The sequence below is a fragment of the Pseudomonas sp. E102 genome (assembly GCF_052660185.1).
On the sequence record NZ_CP084025.1, the window covers coordinates 2795407 to 2809450 of the forward strand.

Consider the following 14044-nt stretch of genomic DNA (forward strand, 5'->3'; position numbering starts at 1 on the left):
CCTTATTCGCTTGCGGTCAGGCCTTTGATGGCTTCCAGGCGTTCAGCCTTGGAGCCGCCGAAGCTGCCCTTCATGGGTTTGTTCTGGCCACCGCCGTTGGGAGCGCCGCCGCCATTGGCGCCGGAACTCTTCAGGATGTGGTCACGATGGGGGTACTGCGAAACGAGGGTTTCAAGTGCTTCGTTGAAGTCGGCCAGCTCACCCGGGCGCGCACGACTGAAAACTTTCTGGCCTTGGCCGTCATAGGCCACAACCTTGCCGTCCTCGATCTTGAAGTTGCTACCGAATGCGGCTTGAACCATGTCCGCGGGAATCGCCATCTTCTCGGCGATGAACTGCGAGCGTGCGAAGCTGCCACCGATCTTCTCGGAGTACAGTTGCTGCTCGAGTGTCTGCGCCTTGCCGTTGGCTTCGTCCAACTGACTTTGGAAGGCCTTGCTGATCTCGCCCTTCACTTTCTCAATCTCACCGGCATCCACCAGCTTCTTGGCGTCGAGGTTGGCGACGGTTTCCAGAGCTTTCTTGGCCGCAGCGGCATCGTCGATACCCTCGAAGGCCTTGGCGACCTTCTCGAATCCATCAGCGCGCTCCCGGTGAGATTTAGCCTCAGCGTTCAGGCGGGTGATGGTGCTGCGAGTGCCCACCGCATCAAAAGCGACCTCTTTACCGTCGTCTTCGACATAAACGGGCTTGCCATCCTGGATCTCAGCGTATTGCTTGCCATCCACTTCAACAGTCTTCAGTTTCATCTCGTCTCTCTGGGCCATCCGGCCAGTTGGTGAGCCATCCGGCCCTGTCGCGCCCCGTCCATCCGAACCGCAGGCAAAAAAAAGCCCCAGCGAATGCCGGGGCTAACATCGGGTATTACTAACTCATTTGGTTTTACCAAGCGTCTCCAGATCATGAGTGGACGCAACTACCGTCACTTTGACCTTGTCAGTTTTGTTAGCGGCCTTGGCGAAGATCACCAGCTCATCGCTTTGAAACGGGATGTGGCCTGGATTTCGATCTTGCTCAAGGACCTGAGCAGCAACTACTACGGACGGATCATTGGGATCGTTGACAAGCACGATGGTGTCTCCAGTAGGAGTTTGCAAATCATGCGTCCGCACAAGACCTTCTTTGTAACCAGCAGGAACGAGTGTGTAACCAGGAATTGAAGCGAGCTGATCAAGCACCTTGGTTGTTTCATCTCCGCGCGCATAGATTTTGGCGGAGCGCAGATAGTGCATGTTTTCTTCTGTCATGATGGTTGGCCTTGAGTGGGCGCCTGAAGTGGCACAATGCTACATGAGGCCGGCCATCGGGTTTTCAACCTCTGACGCCTCCTACCAACCTTTCTTTGAGCTCCTCAAGTGTCAGGAACTTGCCTTTGTCGTTGTAAAAATCGTCGAGCTTGAGCTTGTCCTGCCGCAAGAGTTTTCCGCGCTCCGGTCCGAGGACTTCATCCTGACGCGCCGCAGACTGCCGGCCCAGCCACTCGGCGTAGGTCGTCGATTGCGGCACCTGGCCGTCCATGGATGCGCGTGTGGCGCCATCGCTGAATCCGAGCTTTGCCGCACTCTTGAGTATCGGCAGCTTGGTGGAGCGACAGCACCAGTGGATTCGCCCGGGCCCGGCCAGCCAGGGGATCTTGTGCCCGATTGGCAGATAAGTACCTAGGGTGTACGGCAGCCGGTCCCTGATGCGGCAGGTGGTCGAGGTGCGCGTATCCAGCGTGCTGATCCACTCAACGTGGCTGATGATGTCGCTGTTCGCCTCGTACGCCTTGTCGCTGGCGGCCTCAGCCGTGCTCGATACCGCAGACCTGACAACGGCCTCGATCTCCCGGCGCGACTTCTGCAGGATGCCATCGGCGTACTTCTCTGCCCGGGTGCCCATGATGTTGCGGACGATCTCGGCAGTAGTTCGCCCCTCGACCACGCCAGACCGCACAGCATCGCGCACCGACGCAGCGCGAGAAGACTCGATGCCACTCATCCACTCCCTGAGCAGTCGCCCTTGGAACGGCCTGGCCTGAGCAATGGCCTTGACCTGGCTGAACTGAGCGGCCGCAATCGGGAAGGCTTCCTGCACAGCCGCAGGGATCACCGCCTGGAGTGCGCCCTGCTGGAAGGCGATCTCATAGCTGATCAAGCCGTCGGTGGCCTGGTCCAGCGCCTGGCTGATCTCCACGAAAGTGGACTGATTCAGGCGCAGCACAGTGGACAGAGCCGAATCCACCGAAGCCGCCGACAGATTGGTGCCGAGGTTGTCGATTGCCTCGATCAGCGCGGCACGCATCTCGGCGTCCTTGCTGTTGAGGATCTTGATGATCACCACGACCTGGGCATTGCTCAGGTGTTGCAGGTCAACCTCGTGCCCGATCAGCTTGTCGAGTAGCTTCTCGTTGGCGGTTTTCATCACAGCGTACCGAGTGCGGGGCCCTGGGCTTCGATCTTCGCCAGTTCCTGAGTCCAGTCGTATTCATCACTGATGACGCCGCGGCGCTGCATCTCGGCGAACAGGGTTTCCTTGGAGAGCATCCCGGCATTTGCCATCGCAACGAGCGTCGGCAGCGACACTTCGGGCATGTAGTCGACGTCGAAGTTGCCGCGCATCTCGACCGTGCCGCCATCACCCAGGCCACGGTAATCGGCCATGAACTGGAGAAGTTGGGCCAGGCAATCAGCAAAGTGGTTCGCCATCCGTGCCAGCGGAGACAACTCCTGCGCTGCCTCCTCGTCCGCCTGGGTTGCGGTCTTGGTGGCGCTCTTCTCTGGCGTGAGCAGCTTGGCCCCGGCCATGCGCATCTCGTCGAGCAGGTCTTGCAGCGCTTCCCTGCCCGCCTTTACTGCCGCCCCGGTGTGTTCGACGTACTTGAGGTCGCCATCCTTGGGCAAGTCGGTCAGCGAACCAGTGCCCACCTTGAATTCCGGCGGGACTGGCTTGCCCTGATTGTCGAATGTGGCTTGCACGCCGATGCGCACCAGGATTGGCACGCGGATGACGTGAAGGATATTGTCCTGGTCGCTCTGGCTTTGCCAGTGCTTGACGTTGAGGTGGGCCAATTCCAAGAGCGGCGGCTTGGCCGTCATGAAGCCGGTCCGTCCGGTGTAAAAGGTCACCAGAGGGATGTATGCCAGGCTGTTGGCTCCCTCGTCGTGCAATCCCCATCCGCCTTTTTCCGCCTTGCGGTACGTCCGCCAGGCTCCAGGCTCAAGAACACGGATCTGCTCGACGCACTTCGCGCCAAACTCACCATCCTCCTCCTCGACGATCTCGATATAGCGGAACATCGTGAGCTGTCCGCCCTTGGCCCTCCAGCCCAGCACCTGCTCAGGCTTCACCAGAACGGCATAGGGCCTCACTCCAGCGGCAATCTCTTCCGCCTGGGTGCGCACACCCTCTGTGCGAGAGTGGTCAACGAGCGCATGACACAGACCGTGACTCAACCCTTCGCGGAAGAACTCAACAGCCCATGAGTTGAGGTCGTTGCCGGAGTGGTCGATGTCAGCGGTCATCTCTACGAGTTGCCCTGGCACATCGTCGCCGACCTGCAAAGGCTCGGCGAACACCCGGGAAGTCATGTTGCCGACCGTCTCCGAGTAGGCAGGCAGCAGCGTAGAGAGGCGCAGGCGCTCCTTGTACGACTCATCGTCTTCAGCAGGATACTGCGGAAGCAAGCTTTTGCCTGCCGCGCGCATCGCCATGGTCCCGCCCATGAGCGGAGTGATCACATCCCAGTAGGCGCGCATGGCGTCGACGGCGCGCAGCGTGTCGCTTGGGTTATCGCTCATGGTTACATTCTCAGAGGTTGGCTAGTGGTCATTTCCACGTTGATTGGGTAGCGCTTGGCGATGAAGTAGCCGGCGGCGTCGTTCATGTGGTCGTGACCCTTTTTAGGGTCCTTGTCGGGATCGCCGTGCTTGTCATAGGTCTGCCGCTCCAGGCACAGGGTCAGTTGCGGGCATTGGTCTGTATTGACCTTCAGCCGTCGCTCGCCATATGCGTTCAGCAACATGGCATTGACGGCATTCACGCGGTCTTTTACGCCCGGGTTCTGGCTGTCCACGATCACCGTGAACCCAGCCTTTCGCAGCAAGGACAGGTCGGATTCGCTGGCATTCTTGCTGCTGGTGTTCTGGCCGCTGGCATCGGGATAGACCGCAATGCCATGACCTGGGAAGCGCGCCTGGATCTTCTCGATCATCTCTGGCGTGTCACGCACTGAATGGAACTCATCCAGAGCCAGCGGCAGGCCTTCGCGCACCACGTAGACAACCGCGGCCATCTTCATGACGTTGAAGTCCATGCCGATATGCAGCGCCTCTCCGGGCTTGATGCGCTCGCTGGTCCGGCTCTCGCTGCGACTGAAGGTGTAGTAGACGACTCCGGCGTAGTTTTCAAAGCTGGCCTCGTATTCCTGCCGGAACGTGCGCGGGTCCATCTTGCGCCGCGCGGCGTCAAGCTCTTCAGCCGGGACATTGCCGCCCTGCAGCGAGGTGTATAGCCAACTTTTGTGGTCAGGTTCGCCGCCTGGCTGCCCATCGCGATATGTGTCGAAGCAGTGGTTGAAGCCCTTTGGGGTGCCAATGCGCAACGCATGGCCGCCCTTGCACGTTCCCACGCCAGGGACTATATATTCACAGGTGGAAAGCATCGGGCGAAGGACTTCTTCCCAGGCCGCCCACTTGCAGTCGGCCCATTCGTCCACCAGGACGAAGAACAGGCCGGAGCCGCGCAGGTCGTCGTAGTTCTCCAGGCCGACGCAGCGGATCAGGTGCCCGCTCTTCAGCGTGATCAGCATGTCCGACTCGTTCGGCTTACATTCTCTCCATTCACGGGGGATCGCCTGCTTCAAGCGGCGCCAGAAGACTCGACGGGCTTGCTTCTGAGTCGGAGCGGCATACCAGATCTCATCCTCGACGCTCACGCCCCACTCAGCAGCCAGCCGGGCAGCACGGCGCATCTCTGCCTTGCCGAGGAAGGTCTTGCCGAACCGGCGACCACACACCGCGTCACGGAAGCGTGCATTCCGCTGGTAACCCCAGACGTAGATGTTCGCCTGCTTCGGGGTGAGCTTGACCGGAGCATCATAGGTGCGGGGTAGCGGGGACATTCTCATCAGGCTCCAGGGTGTACTCAGCAACAGCGTGCTGCTGGTCCGCTTGGGAGCCCAGAGGTTTTTCAGGTTCAAGGCGGCGATTCACGTAAACGTCGCCCACTTCTTTGGCTGCCTGCTCCAACAACTGGGCAGTCAGCGCCATGTTCTTCATGTTCTCGGCCTTCTCGGCCATGCGCCCAAGTGTGCGAAGTCGATACGCACGATTAGCGATTGGGATTTCGGCAGTCTCTTCGCGGAATCGCTTGCGGGTGTCATGGAAAAGGGTGACCCACTTAGCGGCCAACCCTTTGCTGGATGCCTTCGTCGGGTCGTGACTTTCAACCTGCTGGCGCGTCAGCACTGCCCCGAATTCGTTCTTGACGGCTTCTGCCACCTGCGAGGGTGTGTCAAAGCACGCCAGAGCCTGAACGATGAAGCTCTTCACCTCATTTTTCAGGGCTGCCATAAATTCTTATCCGTCTAGAGCCTGTCTAGAGTCAGGCGGACTTGAGCAGACAGGTACCGCAAGCCCTCGCAATGTTCAATTTCCCCACCTCAGCAGGACTGTTTGCAGCATCCACCAACGCTTGAACGTCAGGGCTCGCACCGTAGCGGCGGACCACACCGACGAACTCTTCGACGTCATGGCCTTGGAGCTTGATCTTCGGTGCGCCGTCCTGGGTGAAAGCTGGCTGGCCGTACTTGTCGGTCGCGTGAGCCAGGTGATACAGCTCATGCTCAATCAGGGCACAGAAGTCGGTGTCGCTGCATTGGGCGCAGTAATCAGCAGCTAGGGTGATGATGAAGCTCGGCACATCGCCGAACCAATCACGCATCTGCTGCTCCATCCGGGCCTTCTGCCAGCCACCCGCGCGGAACGCTACTTGCTCGGCCTGGCCCAGAACTGTGCGGCCCTGCTTGTTGAAGCTGGACGACGCCCACATGACCCGGATGTCTGCATCCAGTAGGTGGGAATGGTCTAAGTTATGAATGCTACCGGTGTCGGCAAGGATCTCGGCCTGGAGCCATTCCCACACTTCTGGCGCGGGGACCAGGCGTATGCCTAGGCCGGAAAGATCGGACAGGTCGAGTAAAGCTGCCGGCGGCATTGGTCGATTCATTTCTTCCCATCCCGCCCGCTCAACTAAGATCAGCTGTATTCAAAAGGGAAATATGCAGGTGACCCAGCGCATTGATGAAAAAGCTGTGTTGAAGGCAGCATCTGCATGGGCGGAGCGAACCGGGAGAAACACCGAAAAGGTAAGCTCTACCGCTCAGGACGTCATGCGGAGGCTGAGGTCGAAACTCACTGCGTCCGAATATCAGGGCGCTCTCATGCAGCTTCATGATCAATACACCAAGTGGTAGTGCTTTTGACCCCATGTCGCGACACAATTTGCTCATGCGCGAAACGTGTCGCGCTCTACCGCTTTTTCTCGCAGCCCATGCAGTGCTCACAGTTCAGGTGCCGACATATCCAGCCCTTGACCCGCTGCCAGTAGGTGACCATGAACAGATGGCGGATGCCGGCCATGGCCAGAGCGATGTGCAAGGTCAGCCCGGCGGTGGTCGGGCCAAATAGGAAGCTGTTGTGCCCAGTGGTGACCACGTAGGCGCTGATGGCGATCGTCGAGTAGATCAGCTTCCCAAGGATGCCGTCCTTCACTTTCCCGCTCACCACGCACCAGAACGCCCACAAGGCAATCATGCCGCAGGCGATGGAGTTGATCAGTTCAAGATTCATGGTGGATTGCCTCCCCCGAACCGCTGGCGGATGAACGCCCAGAGGTCAGCGGCTTTGATGGCCCGGGTGATGGCGGCGATCAGCGATCCGCCGAAGGTTCCCAGGAGGAACCCGACACCGGCAACACTGCGCGGCTCGACCACTCCGAAATAGGAACTGATCAGGCCCGTCAGGTAATGGGCACAGACAGCACCCGAGAAAATGAAGATGGCCCAGGCCTTTCGGTCTACCAGGTCATCGCGGTGCCAGAAGCTGGCGGCGATCGCACCAATCAATCCAGCAAATGCCCAGTCGAGCTTTTCGAACAGGCGATGAAGTAATTCCATGCGCTCGACTCCGACTGTGCATGTATGGAAGAAAAAAGGCCGGTGTGATCGGCCAAACGCTGGGGAGCAGCGGCGAAGTTGAATCAGCCCCAGCAGCACTCCCAGCTCAGAGCGATGGGTGTGGTGAAGCTGAAAACGAAAGGCCCCGGTCATGTCGAGGCCCTGAATTGGAAGGAACAGGGCCGCAGAAGCGACCCTTTCCGTTATGCGAGCAGGTCGTAGGTGATAAAGACAAAGACGGAAGAACTACTGTGGGCCCACAAGCCATACCCTGGTGGCAGGTAAATAGGGTACTGAAGTTGCTGCAATACGTTAGACGTCGGCAGATACATCAAAAATGGCTTGGTTGAGTCGACACTGGAGGTTGCTGCCGCTGTGCCAGTTGAGATGAATGAACCTGCCGGCCCAGAGAAAACGCCAGTCCGAATGATTACACCAGCCACGTTGTCAGATGGCTTGATGATCTGAGCGGCCTGATAAACGTTGGAGGAGAAGTGCTTTGCACCAATAGTTACCGGTTCCATGTTGTCACCTTTAAGTCGAATGATTGTTCGCGGAGGATTCCGCTTTCATGTCGCTCAATGGCGATGGCTCGAGGCTCGCGGCCTTCACATGATTCAACGTCCCGCACCGGGAGCACTTGATCTGGAGCTGGGTGTACTCGCCCACACGGGCCAGTAGTCTGTTGCACTTTCCACATCTGCAATCTTTAAGCATCTGCAAAGCCTTGTCGTTTCTGCTAGGCTCCGCCCCGCTCGCGCGAGCAGTGAGGGCCTTGGCTGGCTTGCAGGCGTGTTCTGCGATCTGGCGTCTCCCTTGGGTGTTCCCGCACCCTCTGGAGTCGCCCTCTCTTTTCTCCGCGCCGAAACGAAAAAGCCTCGAATCTGTCGGGGCTTTTTACATTCCGGTGGGCACAAAAAAGCCCCTGCGAGTGCAGAGGCCCTGAATAGGTCCCTCATCAGCGTGACAAGACAGAGGCTACGAGGGATTTGGTGACATAAACCCAGCACAAATGCCGAGACACGTGATAGGCGTCAAGGACGATAGCTAAAATACTTTTTTATCGCTTGATAGATATCTTCGTAAAGGCCGGAAAAATCCGGACTACCATGCGAGCTTGAGGCACGCACCGAGTTACCTAGCTCATCGGAGGTTACAAGGTAGCCACCGCTCTCCTTTTTGAGTTTTAGCGATGTGTGGATAATCTGCTTAGGGAAAGAGTTCGACGCCGAGTCAATAGTCAGCGCAACAGCAAAACTGAGCCAAGAATCTTCACCGGGGAGATCATGGAGAGTGCAGCGCTTGAACGCTCCGCTCTCTACCCTGCCGATCTGGACATAGCGTTGTTCATCCCGGTTGTTGTCGAGATACGTCTCTTCAGGAAGATCTAAGTAATCTTCAAATCCCTGACGGATGACGCCGGCTACTCCTTGTAGGTCGTTATAATAATCCGCTAATGCTCGACGCTGGTTATTCCTTTCTTCACGAAGCTGCACAAAACGAGACATATGAAACCCTCCAATGGCTTGAGGCATCACTTTGCCATATTCAGCTTCGCACTCAAATAAAAACCCGGCGCTTGGCCGGGTTCAGGGTTTCGTGTGCGTTTCGCGTTACTTGTGCACTATGGGAAAAGTACCTTCAAAACCCCACCATGTCAATATCATTATGCCGCTTCTTGTTCTTTTTCCGCGTGAATCACCTGCCAGATTGGCTGCTGAGCCTGAATATCCACTTCCTTGATCACTTCTTTCAGGGATTCCCACAAGGTCTGCCAGTCGCGATTCCAGTGCTTCGGCTCTATGGATACGCCGAAAAAGGTATCCATCTCGGCCGCCACCCGGGCCGGCCCCCACTCAGCCGCACCGTGGACTTCCCCCTTGTAAGACTGCAACGCCATGGTGACCAAGTACTGGGCCTTCACCCGCTTGGCGGATGTCAGATCCGGCAAAGCTGCCTTGGCGGTGATCAACAGCACAGCGTTCATGACATGCCGCATGTTCATCGCGGGGTGGTACAGGTAGTGGCCGAACTGCTGGACCTGGAAGGGCAGCGTGTCGATTGCCCGGAGCACCTTTCCAATGGTCGCCAGGTGCGCGGCGCGGGCGGTGGATCGGCCAACTGGCGTCCGGCGCGTCTCGCTGATGCTGATTTTCTGGCGAACAACCTGGATGCGCTCCTCCTTGTCCTCGCCCAGAGCTGCGAACACAGCCTCATGGCGCCGCATGCGGGCGCCCTTCTTCACTGGTGCGGATGCCGCCTTGTCGATTGCTGCTGCGCTGATCGAAGCGTTCGATTCGTGCTGAGCCTCGGTCCATACTTGCCTTGCGTTGATCAGCTTCATGCAGCTTCCCCTCTTTTCAGTTCGCGGGTCTTGGCCCGGTATTCGGCGGTCATCGCCTTCAGCTGTTCGATGGTGTACTTCTTGGCCTCATGAGGGCCTTCCAGCCACTCGACCGCCTCGATGCCAATCTTCTTGATCAGGCCCGGTCGATACCCCAGCAGGTTCCCGGACTTGCCCATGTTGCAATTGCGGTTGCATTGAAGGTTTACGTTCAAGGGCTCGAAGCGGAGCTCTGGGCAGGCAGCGGTTGTCCTGTAGTGCCCTGCGCAGTACTGAACGTCGGCGGTGGTGCCGCATGAGATGCATGGCTGCCCAGCATCACGCGCCCGTATCCAGGCATTGAATGCGTGCTGCGTATCCTTAAGGTGATCCGCCCTGCTCTTCAGCTTTTCCTTGCGGACCTTGATGTCTCGGCGCTCGCGCTGGGCGAACGACTTGCGCTGCTTCTCCTGTCGCTGGCGGATGATCGCTAGTGCACAGTCAGGCGAGCACCAGGTTTGAAATGGCTGCGCTGGGACGTATGAGGCCCTGCACGATGCGACGCGGCATTTCTTGGCGCGGGGTTGTTTGGCTACAAGCATCAGTAACGCCCCTCCCACAAATCCTTCTGCGTCCAGCGAACACCGTGCTCGGCGCCAAATGCCTCGATCCACTCTAGAAGGCTTGCGCACTGCTTCACGGTCAACTTCGAGGTCCGTTCGTAGATCACGTCGAACCCGTGGCCGTCGACCGCTGGAATCATCTGCGGCTGATCACCGGCCTCGCGCAGCCATGCAGCAGTGAGCAGACGCTTCCAGATGAGCACGTCCCACTTGCGGCCGGCGTGTTCCACCTGGTTGGCGATGTCGGTCAGCGAGGCGTGGAGCTTCTTGTTCTGCTCACCGCTGCGGTCGAGATCCTTGATGATGATTTTCTTGGGCTTGGTGAAGTCTGTGCCGTCGAGCACGCCACGGAGGCGGCTGGTGTCGTCGCGGCTGCGCATAACTATCTCGATCATGACTGCTCTCCCTTGGCCATGGCGGCGTCGATGGCTGACTCGGTTTCCGTGCGAGCGGGCATGGTGTCGAACTTGATGAAGCCTGTTACCGCCTGATATGCGGCTTTTTTGTCCAAGATGACGCTGGCGTTTTTGACCAGCCATTGATACCGCTCGGCATCCTTGCGATACGCTTCAATGGTTGTGTATTGCCTGTCAGCTTCTCGGGTAAGCGAATCAACCTCAGCCTTCAGCTCAGCATTCACCTGCTCGTAGGCTTGGTAGCCGGTTTTGAGGCCGGCGTTCTCGGCGCGGAGCTCGTCGCGCTCTGCCTTGAGCGCCCACACCCAGTCAACGAATTCACCAAGGTCGATGTGCTTCAGTTCGCTGTATTGGAGTTCACCGTACCGGCTCATGGCTTCACCGCCTTCAGCTCAAGGCGCGCAAGGCGCTCGCGCAGGCTGTTGATCTCGTCCTGATACTGGTCGACCAGGGTCGTCAGGTCGTTGAAGTTGACCCAGTGTCCATGCTTGTCTGGGACGCGGATAACGCTGCCCTTCTCATCTTCGCCACCGCGCCAGAAGTTGAAGCGCGGCAAATCGTGGGCTTTGTCCCAGAGGTCGAAGCCTTCACGCGTTTTGATATCTCTCATACCCGCTTCTCCTGCGCTTCCGCGATCAATGCCATGCGCTCAGCGGCCTGGCTGTATGCTCGGGATTTCATTTGCTTTGCCCGGACCAAAAGCTCGGCCAATGCCTTGTGGAACTGCATCCCGGCACTGATGCAGGTGAATTTCGTCACACGGCCGCCCAGAGCCGCCAAGGCGTAGGCAGGAGCGGAAAGGTTGAACGAGTTGCCGCGCGACCATTCGACGGACACCCAAGTATCGGTGCTCGGGTCGTAGCGCTTGGCCTCGAGATACCAATCAGGACCGAAGCGATACTGGAACTCGTATGTGGTGTGCTCCAGGTCCATTTCGACTTTGTCGGTTTCGAACCAGTCGGAAACGTACCGGTGGCGCTCGACAATGACCGTCTTTGGCGCCACCTCAAGGGCTTGGCGTAGCTGTACTGGGGATGCTCGTTTCATGTCCGTTGCTCCAATTCCTGGGCCTGCTTGATCAGCAGCGCGCGGCGATCCGCCAAGTCGTTGGCAGCCTCAATCCGCATTTCGTCTTTTTTTTCAGCGCTGGCGGCGCGCATTTCCACCATTGAGGACTTAACCAGATGCAGTTTTTCGCGCAGGGCTGGGGCTGGCCGGGTGACCGTGCCAGTGAGCAATCCCGCAATGGCGCGGCCGTCCTCGGTGATAGGCACGACACTCATGTCTGCCAGGTACTTCTGGGCGTGCTCCTTGGGGATTCGCTTTAGCTCCATGGCTTTGGTGACGGCCTGAATGCGGCGATTGGCGTCAAAGCCCACAGAGACGTGCCAGTTGACCGGCCTTGCCTCATCCCTTGCCTGACCCACGAAACGCTCGTACGCGCTAATGAAGGCCATCCTCGCGCCGATTTTGTCGCCAGCGTCGAGCACAGGCTTGGCAGCGGCCAAGGCCAACTGGATTTCATCGGTCAGCACCACGGTTTCGAACTCGTCGTTCGTGGTCATGGCGATGGCCCAGGCTTCGTCCTTGCCCGGGCGCCCGTCGGCGGCCTGGACGCGTTGCAGGATGGCGGCCAGGGTCAGCTTGCCAGTGACTTCCCGGCGGCAGGCCCACAGTGCGTTGGCGATCACGTCCATCGGGTGCTCAGCCAGATCCTCGGCCATCAGCTTGGCTGCTGGAGCACTCAGGGTTTGCCCAAGGGTTTCAGCAGTGGCGCAGATCGCCATGCTCAGCTCAGCGGTTTCGGCGAAGGAAAGCATTGGCCTGACCTCCTTCGAGAATGCTGCGACTGGCTTCTTGGGCAGCGTTTACGTTGGCCTGGGTGTCTTCGATCTGGCGGGCAGTGCGGCCATTCATCTGGCGGCCAGTGGCCCACTGGGTGTGGTATGCCTCGGCTTTGGCGATCAGGTTGTTCAGGCTGTGGCAATCGTTGACGACCCTGGCATCGTTGATGGTCAGGTAGTACGCAGCCACGCTGTGGGCAACTTCGACGCCAAGTCGGTCAACCAGCTTGCCGAGGATGCCGCCAGCAGTAGCGTTCCACACAGGCCAGCACTGGTAGCGCTTGCGGTAGGCCATCGCGTAGTTCGCCCAGGCCTTGAAAGTTTTACAGGTCTGGTCTTTGGGCCCAGGCATGTCGGCTGGAATTTCGATGCGTGGCGGTTGTTGTGCGAACGGCACAACCTGGCCCATCACGACCTCGGCGCCAGCCTGGGGCGTAATTGGTTCAATGACCGGTTCCATGACTGGTTCGGAAGAGTGACTGGTTCTGGGTGCAGCTCCTGCACTACCCCCTGGTGCAGGAGATTCACTAGGGGGTGAATCTGCTGCACTACCCTGGTGAACCTGCTGCACTACCCCTGGTGCAGGAGGTGCACCACCATCCAGAGTGAGGAAGTAAACGTTCGATGAGTTCCCCTTTGGGCCACCCTTGCGGATTTCCTTGCGCAGCAATCCCGCCTCGCACAGGGCTGTGATGTGATTCATGACGGAGCGCTTGCTGATCTCGCACTGGTCGGCGACGTGCTGATAGGACGGCCAGCACTCGCCTACGTCGCTCGCGTTGTCGGCCAGCTTGATCAGCACCAGCTTGCGCAATGGATTGCCGACGCGAAGCTTCATCGCGGCGACCATAAGGCCCATGCTCACGCTGCACCTCGCAATGCTTTGTCGTGGGTGAACAGGCCGTCCCAGGTCTTCTTCATTGGCAGCTCGCCGGCCAGGTACAGGTCGTACAGCCGGGCGGCGCCCTTCTTCAGCAGAACGGGCGTGTAGGAAATGAAGGCGTCTTTACCGTGCGGGGTGACTTCGTGTTGGTGCTCAGTCATGTACTTGTCGCGGGCGTATGAGCCAACTCGGTGGCGAAGACCAGACTTGCTCTCGTTGTAGAGCCAGTTACGGCTTTCCAGGTACTTGCCAACCTGCATGACGTTGACCCCATTCAGGCCCTTGCAGAACTGGGTGTGGGTCATGCCTTCCTTGAACAGGTTTTCCAGGGAGTGGATCTTGGTGGCCTGCTGCTCGACCTGGGCGGTCAGTAGCAAGCGGGCCTTTTCAGACTCCATGGCGATCTGCAGGATTTCGATGGTGGAGAGCTGCTGAGGCTGCGCCAAGCTGTTGAGCTTCGCGACTACGGAACGGCGGACGGCTTTCGACTCACGCATTGAAACAAGCAGGCACTGATCCTTCGTCAGCATCAGCCCTTCAGAGGCAGGACCACGTTGATTCCTTACTACGAAAGTTTCGTAGTATTCCCCCTCCAGCTCATCACGGCACCGGGCGGTGAAGTCGGCGCGGCGAACCTCGCTTTCTCCGAACTCAGTGCGGGCTGTGTTGACCAATTCGAGCAAGTCGAAGCTGCTCATTTTGTGCGACACTTTTTCAGAACCGGCGAATCGTGTCGCGACATTGGCCGGGGTATTGATTGTTGATGTTGTGGTGTGCATATAATTCGTCCCACAGAGAT

General features: G+C 58.6%; 21 protein-coding genes. All 21 read right to left on the reverse strand.

Annotation, left to right across the window (positions count from 1 at the left end; genetic code table 11):
* Nucleotides 1-2 precede the first annotated feature (2 nt).
* On the reverse strand, nucleotides 3-749 hold the full coding sequence (locus DOCECA_RS12510; protein WP_445572090.1) for a DUF6651 domain-containing protein: 747 nt from the start codon (nucleotides 747-749) through the stop codon (nucleotides 3-5).
* 123 nt (nucleotides 750-872) lie between these two features.
* Nucleotides 873-1247: a hypothetical protein gene (locus DOCECA_RS12515; protein ID WP_445572091.1), complete on the reverse strand. Its 375-nt coding sequence runs from the start codon at nucleotides 1245-1247 to the stop codon at nucleotides 873-875.
* A 64-nt stretch (nucleotides 1248-1311) separates the two neighbouring features.
* Nucleotides 1312-2403 (reverse strand): hypothetical protein, encoded by a 1092-nt coding sequence (locus tag DOCECA_RS12520; protein WP_445572092.1) that lies wholly within the window; start codon nucleotides 2401-2403, stop codon nucleotides 1312-1314.
* The gene (locus tag DOCECA_RS12525; protein ID WP_445572093.1) at nucleotides 2403-3779 is read right to left on the reverse strand and encodes a DUF4055 domain-containing protein; all 1377 of its coding nucleotides are present in this window, start codon (nucleotides 3777-3779) and stop codon (nucleotides 2403-2405) included. The genes DOCECA_RS12520 and DOCECA_RS12525 overlap by 1 nt, the downstream gene beginning before the upstream one ends.
* Before the next feature lie 2 nt (nucleotides 3780-3781).
* On the reverse strand, nucleotides 3782-5101 hold the full coding sequence (locus DOCECA_RS12530; RefSeq protein ID WP_445572094.1) for a phage terminase large subunit family protein: 1320 nt from the start codon (nucleotides 5099-5101) through the stop codon (nucleotides 3782-3784).
* Nucleotides 5076-5552: a DUF2280 domain-containing protein gene (locus DOCECA_RS12535; protein WP_445572095.1), complete on the reverse strand. Its 477-nt coding sequence runs from the start codon at nucleotides 5550-5552 to the stop codon at nucleotides 5076-5078. Before DOCECA_RS12535 ends, DOCECA_RS12530 begins: the two co-directional genes overlap by 26 nt.
* A 31-nt stretch (nucleotides 5553-5583) precedes the next feature.
* Nucleotides 5584-6207, reverse strand: a complete 624-nt coding sequence (locus DOCECA_RS12540; protein ID WP_445572096.1) for a putative metallopeptidase — start codon at nucleotides 6205-6207, stop codon at nucleotides 5584-5586.
* Nucleotides 6208-6509: 302 nt separating this feature from the next.
* A complete protein-coding gene (locus tag DOCECA_RS12545) occupies nucleotides 6510-6830 on the reverse strand; it encodes a hypothetical protein (RefSeq protein ID WP_445572097.1) in 321 nt (106 codons plus the stop codon).
* The gene (locus tag DOCECA_RS12550) at nucleotides 6827-7156 is read right to left on the reverse strand and encodes an MFS transporter (RefSeq protein ID WP_445572098.1); all 330 of its coding nucleotides are present in this window, start codon (nucleotides 7154-7156) and stop codon (nucleotides 6827-6829) included. The genes DOCECA_RS12545 and DOCECA_RS12550 overlap by 4 nt, the downstream gene beginning before the upstream one ends.
* Nucleotides 7157-7359: 203 nt before the next feature.
* Complete coding sequence (locus tag DOCECA_RS12555) at nucleotides 7360-7680, reverse strand: hypothetical protein (protein WP_445572099.1); 321 nt, start codon at nucleotides 7678-7680, stop codon at nucleotides 7360-7362.
* Between the two features lie 10 nt (nucleotides 7681-7690).
* A complete protein-coding gene (locus DOCECA_RS12560; RefSeq protein WP_445572100.1) occupies nucleotides 7691-7879 on the reverse strand; it encodes a Com family DNA-binding transcriptional regulator in 189 nt (62 codons plus the stop codon).
* Nucleotides 7880-8190: 311 nt separating this feature from the next.
* Nucleotides 8191-8664 (reverse strand): hypothetical protein, encoded by a 474-nt coding sequence (locus DOCECA_RS12565; protein ID WP_445572101.1) that lies wholly within the window; start codon nucleotides 8662-8664, stop codon nucleotides 8191-8193.
* A 158-nt stretch (nucleotides 8665-8822) separates the two neighbouring features.
* A complete protein-coding gene (locus DOCECA_RS12570) occupies nucleotides 8823-9500 on the reverse strand; it encodes a hypothetical protein (RefSeq protein ID WP_445572102.1) in 678 nt (225 codons plus the stop codon).
* A complete protein-coding gene (locus tag DOCECA_RS12575) occupies nucleotides 9497-10084 on the reverse strand; it encodes a recombination protein NinG (protein ID WP_445572168.1) in 588 nt (195 codons plus the stop codon). Before DOCECA_RS12575 ends, DOCECA_RS12570 begins: the two co-directional genes overlap by 4 nt.
* Nucleotides 10081-10497, reverse strand: coding sequence for a recombination protein NinB (locus DOCECA_RS12580; protein ID WP_445572103.1), 417 nt, complete (start codon nucleotides 10495-10497; stop codon nucleotides 10081-10083). The genes DOCECA_RS12575 and DOCECA_RS12580 overlap by 4 nt, the downstream gene beginning before the upstream one ends.
* Entirely contained in the window at nucleotides 10494-10892 is a 399-nt protein-coding gene (locus tag DOCECA_RS12585) for a hypothetical protein (RefSeq protein WP_445572104.1), read from the reverse strand. Before DOCECA_RS12585 ends, DOCECA_RS12580 begins: the two co-directional genes overlap by 4 nt.
* Nucleotides 10889-11128, reverse strand: coding sequence for a hypothetical protein (locus DOCECA_RS12590; RefSeq protein ID WP_445572105.1), 240 nt, complete (start codon nucleotides 11126-11128; stop codon nucleotides 10889-10891). Before DOCECA_RS12590 ends, DOCECA_RS12585 begins: the two co-directional genes overlap by 4 nt.
* Nucleotides 11125-11565, reverse strand: a complete 441-nt coding sequence (locus DOCECA_RS12595) for a hypothetical protein (RefSeq protein ID WP_445572106.1) — start codon at nucleotides 11563-11565, stop codon at nucleotides 11125-11127. The genes DOCECA_RS12590 and DOCECA_RS12595 overlap by 4 nt, the downstream gene beginning before the upstream one ends.
* Nucleotides 11562-12338 (reverse strand): hypothetical protein, encoded by a 777-nt coding sequence (locus DOCECA_RS12600; protein WP_445572107.1) that lies wholly within the window; start codon nucleotides 12336-12338, stop codon nucleotides 11562-11564. The genes DOCECA_RS12595 and DOCECA_RS12600 overlap by 4 nt, the downstream gene beginning before the upstream one ends.
* Complete coding sequence (locus DOCECA_RS12605) at nucleotides 12313-13227, reverse strand: helix-turn-helix domain-containing protein (RefSeq protein ID WP_445572108.1); 915 nt, start codon at nucleotides 13225-13227, stop codon at nucleotides 12313-12315. Before DOCECA_RS12605 ends, DOCECA_RS12600 begins: the two co-directional genes overlap by 26 nt.
* Nucleotides 13224-14024 (reverse strand): Rha family transcriptional regulator, encoded by an 801-nt coding sequence (locus DOCECA_RS12610; protein ID WP_445572109.1) that lies wholly within the window; start codon nucleotides 14022-14024, stop codon nucleotides 13224-13226. Before DOCECA_RS12610 ends, DOCECA_RS12605 begins: the two co-directional genes overlap by 4 nt.
* Nucleotides 14025-14044 lie beyond the last annotated feature (20 nt).

Bases quoted from the DNA above. Each gene is read 5' to 3' on its own strand.
- DOCECA_RS12510 (WP_445572090.1), bottom strand. From the start codon at position 749: ATGAAACTGAAGACTGTTGAAGTGGATGGCAAGCAATACGCTGAGATC.
- DOCECA_RS12515 (WP_445572091.1), bottom strand. From the start codon at position 1,247: ATGACAGAAGAAAACATGCACTATCTGCGCTCCGCCAAAATCTATGCG.
- DOCECA_RS12520 (WP_445572092.1), bottom strand. From the start codon at position 2,403: ATGAAAACCGCCAACGAGAAGCTACTCGACAAGCTGATCGGGCACGAG.
- DOCECA_RS12525 (WP_445572093.1), bottom strand. From the start codon at position 3,779: ATGAGCGATAACCCAAGCGACACGCTGCGCGCCGTCGACGCCATGCGC.
- DOCECA_RS12530 (WP_445572094.1), bottom strand. From the start codon at position 5,101: ATGTCCCCGCTACCCCGCACCTATGATGCTCCGGTCAAGCTCACCCCG.
- DOCECA_RS12535 (WP_445572095.1), bottom strand. From the start codon at position 5,552: ATGGCAGCCCTGAAAAATGAGGTGAAGAGCTTCATCGTTCAGGCTCTG.
- DOCECA_RS12540 (WP_445572096.1), bottom strand. From the start codon at position 6,207: ATGAATCGACCAATGCCGCCGGCAGCTTTACTCGACCTGTCCGATCTT.
- DOCECA_RS12545 (WP_445572097.1), bottom strand. From the start codon at position 6,830: ATGAATCTTGAACTGATCAACTCCATCGCCTGCGGCATGATTGCCTTG.
- DOCECA_RS12550 (WP_445572098.1), bottom strand. From the start codon at position 7,156: ATGGAATTACTTCATCGCCTGTTCGAAAAGCTCGACTGGGCATTTGCT.
- DOCECA_RS12555 (WP_445572099.1), bottom strand. From the start codon at position 7,680: ATGGAACCGGTAACTATTGGTGCAAAGCACTTCTCCTCCAACGTTTAT.
- DOCECA_RS12565 (WP_445572101.1), bottom strand. From the start codon at position 8,664: ATGTCTCGTTTTGTGCAGCTTCGTGAAGAAAGGAATAACCAGCGTCGA.
- DOCECA_RS12570 (WP_445572102.1), bottom strand. From the start codon at position 9,500: ATGAAGCTGATCAACGCAAGGCAAGTATGGACCGAGGCTCAGCACGAA.
- DOCECA_RS12580 (WP_445572103.1), bottom strand. From the start codon at position 10,497: ATGATCGAGATAGTTATGCGCAGCCGCGACGACACCAGCCGCCTCCGT.
- DOCECA_RS12585 (WP_445572104.1), bottom strand. From the start codon at position 10,892: ATGAGCCGGTACGGTGAACTCCAATACAGCGAACTGAAGCACATCGAC.
- DOCECA_RS12590 (WP_445572105.1), bottom strand. From the start codon at position 11,128: ATGAGAGATATCAAAACGCGTGAAGGCTTCGACCTCTGGGACAAAGCC.
- DOCECA_RS12595 (WP_445572106.1), bottom strand. From the start codon at position 11,565: ATGAAACGAGCATCCCCAGTACAGCTACGCCAAGCCCTTGAGGTGGCG.
- DOCECA_RS12600 (WP_445572107.1), bottom strand. From the start codon at position 12,338: ATGCTTTCCTTCGCCGAAACCGCTGAGCTGAGCATGGCGATCTGCGCC.
- DOCECA_RS12610 (WP_445572109.1), bottom strand. From the start codon at position 14,024: ATGCACACCACAACATCAACAATCAATACCCCGGCCAATGTCGCGACA.